Raw genomic sequence first — 7,009 nt, forward strand, 5'->3', positions numbered from 1 at the left:
GCCCGCGCGCGACGAGATCCGGCTGGAAGCGGTGATGGCGGCGCTCAGCGACCCGCTCCGCATCGGCATCGTCCGCAAGCTCCTGCTGGAGTCCGTCGACCACGACCACACCTGCACCTGGTTCGGACTGGACCGCCCCAAGTCCTCGCTGACCCACCACTTCCGCACCCTCCGCGAGGCGGGCCTCATCCGGCAGCGCCAGTACGGGCCGTCCCGCCGCAACCGCGTCCGCGTCGAGGACCTCGAAGCCCGCTTCCCCGGACTCCTCGCACTGGTCGCGGACTGGGCCCCGGCGGAGTGAGCCCCCGCCCGTCGCCCCGGCGGAGTGGATACACGCCACGGGGCGGCACCCCGCTGCCGCGAGGGTGCCGCCCCGGAAGGCCCGCTACGAGCCCGGTGGATCTGACGTCTTCGTGAAGCCGACGTCTTCGGTGAAGCCGCTGACGTCGTGACTACGCGTCGTGACTACGCGTCGTGACTACGCGTCGTGACTACGCGCAGGACGTGAAGAACTGCGACCAGCCGTCGGTGGGCATGGCCGGCGGCTCGGCCCAGGTGCCGGACTCGCCGTACTTCCCGTTGGCGACGCCGTCGTAGTCCCCGAGGCCGCCGCCCGGCTGCGAGAGGCGCGCCTCGCGGTCCATCATGCCGTCACCGATGTTGTTGAGCACCGCCAGGTCGGGGGTGTCGTCGTCGTTGTAGCGCGCGACGCTCAGCTCCCGGACCTCGCCGTGGTCGCCGATGTCGGAGTGCACGGCGTCGGGCGAGGTGAGGTCGATGCGGTTGAGCGGACCCGGGCGGTACTCGGCGAGGGCGGCCGTGGACGGGTCGTCACCGCCGGAAGGCTCGACGACGTTGAGCACCATGTCGAGCTTGCCGTCGTTGTCGAAGTCGGCGACCGCGGCGGCCACGTCCTCGCCTCTCGCCGCGCCGACCAGATCCCGCACGGTGTGCTTCACGCCGAACGAGCCGTCCTTGTTGCCCCACTCGACGGTCATCTCGGTGCCGGTGTGGCCCGGGTTGGTGATCCGGTCCGCGCGGCCGTCACCGTCCAGATCGCCCATCAGCGTGGTCGAGTCGGCCAGGCACGGGGCCGACGCGGTGGTGCGGGCGGACTCGTCCAGACCACCACCCTGGGCCGTGGGGTCGACGGCACTGGCGTAGCCGGCCCCCGCCAGCGTCAGGGCGGCGGTCGCCAGCGGCAGAGCGATCCAACGTGAGCGTGTACGACGCATTTTCCAGCTCCCTATCTGTCGTTACCGCAAGATGTGATGCCGGACCGCCCACGCGAGTTCACGGCCGGTTCGCCGTGTGACGAGACGGTGACATTCGCGTGTAGGGAGGCGCTGAACGCGCGGGCTGCTCAGTCGTGTTGGCGCAAGGCTGCCAGCAGAGGGCTGCTGTGTGGGGTGCCGCGCCGGGTGAGCGCGGCGGCGGTGGCGTGGAGCTCGTTCCACGCGTGTGGGCGGCCGATGTCAGCAGCGTCGGCGGTGCTCGCCAGGGCGGTGTGCAGTGCCTGTTCGGGTTCGTCCGCCTCGGCTTGGGCGTGGGCGAGGCAGGCGCGGTACCAGGTCTTGTCCCGGCGGTACGCGTCGGGCAGGGCGTACAGCCCGGTCGTGAGGTGGTCGATCGCCGCGTCCCAGTCGCGCAGGTGGAGGCAGGCCATGCCGCGTTGCAGCGTGAACCAGTTCTCGTCGTAGAAGTACAACCAGGCGGGGCCGTCGCTGGGTCGGGCAGCGGCGCGACTGAGCAACTCCTGAGCTTCGTCCAGCAGACGGTGAGTTTCGTCGGACTCGCCCAGTTGAGCGTGGCCCCGGCCGATCATCTGTGCGGCCATGCCCTGGACGGTCAGGGATGCTCCCGGTGCCGACCACCGCGAGGCCTTGGCAAGTTGGACACACCTGCGGGCTCGTCCTTTGGACCACGCCTGATGCGCCTTCATGTTGAGCGTCGTCGCCGCCATGTCGGCGTCACCCGCTTCCAGGGCCCACTCATGGGAGCGGTCGTACCAGGTGAGTGCGCTCGTAGCGTCGTCTTGGTCCTGGGCCATCCAGGCAAGGAACTGGGCGTGTTCGGCTGCCAGTCGCACGATGCGGTCAGCGAGGCCGCCGCTCGCCCCTGCGTGCATGCCGACCACGGTGCGCAGTTGCTCCCGCATCACCCCGACCAGCGGGCGCGAGCCGATGAAGTCCTCGGACCGGCGGTGTTGAGCCAGGAGGCGGTCCAGCCAATCGAGCGTGGCGTGGTCCGCCCGGTGCGTTCCCTCCACGACGCCGGTCACGCGGTCGAGCATGTCGTCGTCAGGCACCGCACCGGGCAGCCGTAGGCCTGCCACGGGCAGGGCCTTCTCGCCGGTGGGCTGCTCCAGCAGGGCTGGTGGGATGCCGAGTCCGTCGACCAGGCGGTTCCGTACCTCAAGGGAGGTGACGCGGCGACGGCCGCGTTCGAACTCGGAGACGTCCGACTGCGCCAGTCCGACCCGCTCCCCGAGCTTCGTCTGACTCAAGCCGGTGAGCCTGCGGTACGTGCGCAGCGCGGCCCCCCAGTCGTCCCGCGCGACGGAGCCGGCGAGCTCCGGGTGGGTCCACAAGTCCTGGTAAGGGTCACCCATTACCCCAATATAGGGCGGTCCTATAGGGCGCCGGGATGGGAACGAAGATCCCCGCCCGTCAGGATCCCGGTTGTCCGAAGCGAGCAGCCCGCAGCGCGGGCAGGCCGAGATCAGGAGTGACCATGGACAAAGAGAACAGCCCCGACGACGCCCCCACCGAGATGCGGCTGCTGCCCTGGGTGAGTGACGTGGGGAAGCCCTGTTACCTGGTGGGGGCGGCGGACGGGGTCATCGCGGGGTTCGCCGACGAGGTGGAGGCGCGGCAGCTTGCGCGTGCGCGGGCCGCTTTGGAGGAGGCCCGCGGCACGTTGGACGAGCCCGCCGCCGGGGCCCTCGCGTTGCGGCTGGCTCTGGGGGCCGCGGCCCAGGCCCTCACGGAGGTGCTCCGCGTCGCGGAGGGCCGGGTGCGGCGGGCGGACTGAAGGGCGGGTGGCGGACTCAGCGCTGGCAAGCGGTGCCTGCGGCGGTGGGCACCGCGAACGCCCCGCGCCGTGCGAACGCCTCGCGTCCTGCGAGGGTCAGGCGTCCAGGGACGGTCCGGCGTCCCGGGTCAGCTCGGCCGGGTCGGCGTTGGACCCGCACAGCACCACCACGACCCGCTCCCCGGCCGCGGGCACGTACGGCGCGTGCTCGCTGCCGCTCCCCGCGGCGCCGGCGACGCCCGCGACGGCGGTGCCCGCGGCGTTCTCCACCGCGAGCCTGTACCGCTCCCACAGCCCGCGCCGGGCGGCGACGACGGCGTCGTCACCGACGAGGACGGACCGCACGTTGCGATGGCCCGCGGCGGCCAGCGCCATGGGGGTGGCGCGCCGGGCGCCGAGGGAGTCGGCGGCGACGGAGTCGACCTCCACGTCGACGACGCGGCCGGCCTCCAGCGCGGCGTTCAGGGCGCGGCAGCGCTCCGGCTCGACGGCCACGACCCTGATCCCGTGGTGCTGGGCGGCGGCGGCGATGCCGGCGAACAGACCGCCGCCGCCCACGGCGACCACCACCGTGTCGACCAGCGGAACCTGGGCGCGGATCTCCTCGACCATCGTGCCCGCGCCCGCCGCGATCAGCGGATGATCGTAGGCGTGGGAGGGTAGGGCGCCGGTGTCGGCGGCGAACGCCTCGCACGCCGCAGCCGCTTCCGCGTACTCGTCGCCCGCGAGTCGGACATCGGCGCCGTACGCGCGCAGGCGTTCGACCTTCGTCTGCGGGGCGGTTTCCGGGAGGAAGACGGTCGCGGGCACGCCCAGACCGCGCGCCGCCCAGGCGCAGGCGAGCCCCGCGTTGCCGCCGGAGGCCAGGGTGACGCCCGCGTCGGGGAGTTCGCCCTGCTCGCGGTGTGCCAGCAGGAAGTTGAGCGCGCCGCGCGCCTTGAAGCTGCCGGTGTACTGCATGAACTCCAGCGCGAAGTACAGCTCGAAGCCGCCCGCGTCGGGCCCGGCACCCGGGGAGCCCGCGTCCGCACGCGCGACCGTGACTGGACGAACGCCGTCGGCAACCCGATCGGCGGCAGTTTTGACATCCCCGTAGGAAAGGTGGTGCACGGCGCGACTCCTGGCGTGCTCGGACGTGAGCGGACAAACGTCTACGTTACGGCCTCACGCCGAGTGTCCCGTCAACGCTGTGGACGAATCAGCCCCGAACGCACCGGTCGTCGGCGCCGCACCCCGCGGACACCGCGCCCGTGGACGTCACCGCACCCGCGGACGCCGCATCCGTGGGCGCCGTACTCGCGCCCCTGGACGCCTCGTCCTCGTCCTCGGCCGGCTCCCCCGTCAGAGCCGCGGGCAGCGGTTCGGCGTGTACCACGGCGAGCCCGGAGACCGCCCGGGTCAGTGACACGTACAGCCGTCGCAGCCCGGTACGCCGGTCGGGCTCGTCCGCCACGATCGCGGCCGGCTCGTCCAGCACCACGTAGTCGTACTCCAGGCCCTTGGCCAGCGTCGCCGGAACGAGGGTCAGCCGGGCGTCGGCGCTGGTCTCCTGGCCGGGTGCCAGGAAGCCGAGCCCGGCGGCCCGCAGGGCGCCCGTCACGGCGGGCAGCCGCGACGCGGCGGCGATCAGCCCGACCGAGCCCTCCCGCTCCAGCGCGGCCCGGCAGGCCTCCACCGCCATCAGGGCGAGTTCCTCCCCCTGGCCGTCTCCCGTCGGCGCGCGGAGCACCGAGAAGTCCCCCGGCGACTCCCTTACGGACGTGGCGGGCTTCAGCGCGGGCGCGATCGAGGGCAGCAGTCGCGAGGCGTAGGCGATGACGTCTCGCGGCACACGGAAGCCCTCGGTCAGTTCCTCCACCACGGCGCCGGGCTTGCCCAAATGCTCCAGCGCGGTCTCCCAGCTCTCGGTCGCCCACGGGGTGGTGCCCTGCGCCAGGTCTCCCAGCACGGTCGCGGAACCGGTGGAACAGCGCCGCCCCACCGCCCGGTACTGCATCGCGGAGAGGTCCTGCGCCTCGTCCAGCACGACGTGGCCGAGGGAGGGGGTGCGCTGCACCAGGTCGGCGGCCTCGTCCACCAGGACGACGTCCGCGGCGGACCACTTGGCGCTCCTGACGCCCCGCGCCGGCTTCTCCCACAGGATCGCCCGCTGTTCGTCCCCGCTCAGCACGCCCTCGGCCTGTTCGGCGAGGAAGTCCGGGTCCGACAGCAGCCGCAGCACCAGTTTCGCCGGGTCGACGGCGGGCCACACCTCCTTGACGACCGCCTTGACCGCCGCGTTCCGCGCGACGGCGTCCTGGACCCGGTCGTCGGGGGCTTCCCCGGCCTGCTCCATGCGCAGCAGCACCGCGTGCGCGATCCGCTGCGGCAGCGCGTCGCGCGCCGCGCCGTACCGCATGTCCCGGGCGAGCAGCTCGTGCACCAGCTCCTCGATTTCGTGGGCCGGCACCCGCCACCTCCGCGAGCCGCGCACCACCACGCACGGCTCGGCCGGCAGGGGACGCACCCCGCAGCGCACGGCGCGGCGCAGCACCTCGGCCATGCGCGCGTCGCCCTTGATGTGGGCCGCCTCGGCCGCGTCGACGCCGCGCACCGGCACGTCGGGGCGTGCCACCAGGTCCTCGACGGTCGTCTGCCGCGCCTCCACCTCGCCCAGCGCCGGCAGCACCTGTTCGATGTACCGGAGGAAGGAGTCGTTGGGGCCGACGACGAGCGTGCCCGTACGGGTCAGCCGCTCGCGGTGCGCGTACAGCAGATAGGCCACGCGGTGCAGGCCGACCGCCGTCTTGCCCGTTCCCGGCGCTCCCTGGACGCACACGGTGCCCTCCAGCCCCGCACGCACGATCTCGTCCTGCTCCGGCTGGATCGTGGCGACGATGTCCCGCATCGGGCCGACGCGGGGCCGTTCGATCTCCGCCTGGAGGAGCGCGCTGGTGCGTTCCCCCTCTGGGGGCACCTCGTGGCCGGAGGCCGGTGGAGGATCGCTCAGGTGCTCGTCTTCGTAGGCGGTCAGCTCACCACTCGTGTAGCCGAACCGGCGGCGCAGCGCCACGTTCTGCGGGTCCTTCTTCGAGGCGCGGTAGAACGGCTGCGAGACCGGGGCACGCCAGTCGACGACCATGGGGTCCCCGTCGGCGTCGTGAACGTGCCGACGGCCGATGTAGAACGAGTGCCCCGACGCGTCGGACGTCTCGGACAGGTCTGACGGGTCGGACGGGTCTGACGGGTGTGTCGCGCGGTAGTCGAGGCGGCCGAAGAACAGCGGCGCGTGGGCCAGGTCGGCGAGGGAGGCGATACGGGCCTCGATGCCGGAGGCGAGCACCTCGGCGTTGACCCAGTTCGCTGCCACGTCACGGATGTCGAGCGCCTCGGCGTCCGCCCGCATGGCGCGCAGGGCGGCTCGGGAGGCGGACAGGTGGGCACGTTCCCGGGTGAGGGGATCGCTCTCGGCGGCGGGTTCGGGGTGGTGCGGTCGGGGTGCGGGCGGGACGGTCACCGGGTTGCCTCCGGGCGGACACGGGCACGCGTGCGGACAGGCCGCAGCCGCGCTGCGTACCGGTGTGCGGGCGCGCGGGCGTACGGCGTCACATCGTGCGGGCGTACAGGTCTGTGGACGAGCCCGGCCGGTTTCCGTGCGGCGGGCGCCTCAGGGCCGAGAACCGGCGCGAGGGGGCAAGTGCGCGATTGTAGCCACGGTGGACGAGGACGGCGAACGCTTTTCGCCCCAGAGGCGTGGGGCGGAGACGGCGTGGGGAGGGCGCGGGGAAGGGCGCGCGGGTGGTGCCCGCACGGTGCCGCTTCCGTCTCCCGCCGGGGACTCGATTAGGGTCGCCCCGGCGGCAACCGGCGGGCGACCGGTGGCGTGGGTGCGACCCACGGCGCCGGGGGGGGGGGGGGGGGGGGGGGGGGGGGGGGGGGGGGGGGGGGGGGCGCGATTGTAGCCACGGTGGACGAGGACGGCGAACGCTTTTCGCCC

Annotated in this window: 6 protein-coding genes; 2 read left to right on the top strand and 4 right to left on the bottom strand. The window is 73.2% G+C overall.

Translation table 11 applies throughout. The features are described 5' to 3' along the window. The coding region (locus AB8Z75_RS28540) for an ArsR/SmtB family transcription factor (protein ID WP_369206952.1) at positions 1–301 on the top strand (301 nt) is incomplete at its 5' end. Between the two features lie 190 nt (positions 302–491). On the opposite strand, the gene AB8Z75_RS28545 is transcribed toward AB8Z75_RS28540, so the two are convergent. Then, positions 492–1,235 carry an FG-GAP repeat domain-containing protein gene (locus tag AB8Z75_RS28545; protein ID WP_369206954.1) on the bottom strand — a complete coding sequence of 248 codons (744 nt, stop codon included), beginning with the start codon at positions 1,233–1,235 and terminating at the stop codon, positions 492–494. Positions 1,236–1,363: 128 nt separating this feature from the next. Then, positions 1,364–2,611, bottom strand: a complete 1,248-nt coding sequence (locus AB8Z75_RS28550) for a helix-turn-helix domain-containing protein (RefSeq protein ID WP_369206956.1) — start codon at positions 2,609–2,611, stop codon at positions 1,364–1,366. 122 nt (positions 2,612–2,733) lie between these two features. On the opposite strand from AB8Z75_RS28550, the gene AB8Z75_RS28555 reads away from it, so the two are divergent. After that, entirely contained in the window at positions 2,734–3,033 is a 300-nt protein-coding gene (locus tag AB8Z75_RS28555) for a hypothetical protein (protein ID WP_369206958.1), read from the top strand. Between the two features lie 96 nt (positions 3,034–3,129). Here AB8Z75_RS28555 and AB8Z75_RS28560 read toward each other — a convergent pair whose 3' ends face one another. Continuing rightward, on the bottom strand, positions 3,130–4,143 hold the full coding sequence (locus AB8Z75_RS28560) for a serine/threonine dehydratase (protein WP_369206960.1): 1,014 nt from the start codon (positions 4,141–4,143) through the stop codon (positions 3,130–3,132). 88 nt (positions 4,144–4,231) lie between these two features. Continuing rightward, the gene (locus AB8Z75_RS28565) at positions 4,232–6,529 is read right to left on the bottom strand and encodes an AAA family ATPase (protein ID WP_369206962.1); all 2,298 of its coding nucleotides are present in this window, start codon (positions 6,527–6,529) and stop codon (positions 4,232–4,234) included. Between the last annotated feature and the right edge of the window lie 480 nt (positions 6,530–7,009).

The sequence above is a fragment of the Streptomyces sp. PU-14G genome, assembly GCF_041028275.1.
Lineage (GTDB): Bacteria > Actinomycetota > Actinomycetes > Streptomycetales > Streptomycetaceae > Streptomyces.

Excerpts from the sequence above, each read along its gene's own strand:
- AB8Z75_RS28545 (WP_369206954.1), bottom strand. The coding sequence starts at position 1,235 with ATGCGTCGTACACGCTCACGTTGGATCGCTCTGCCGCTGGCGACCGCC.
- AB8Z75_RS28550 (WP_369206956.1), bottom strand. The coding sequence starts at position 2,611 with ATGGGTGACCCTTACCAGGACTTGTGGACCCACCCGGAGCTCGCCGGC.
- AB8Z75_RS28555 (WP_369206958.1), top strand. The coding sequence starts at position 2,734 with ATGGACAAAGAGAACAGCCCCGACGACGCCCCCACCGAGATGCGGCTG.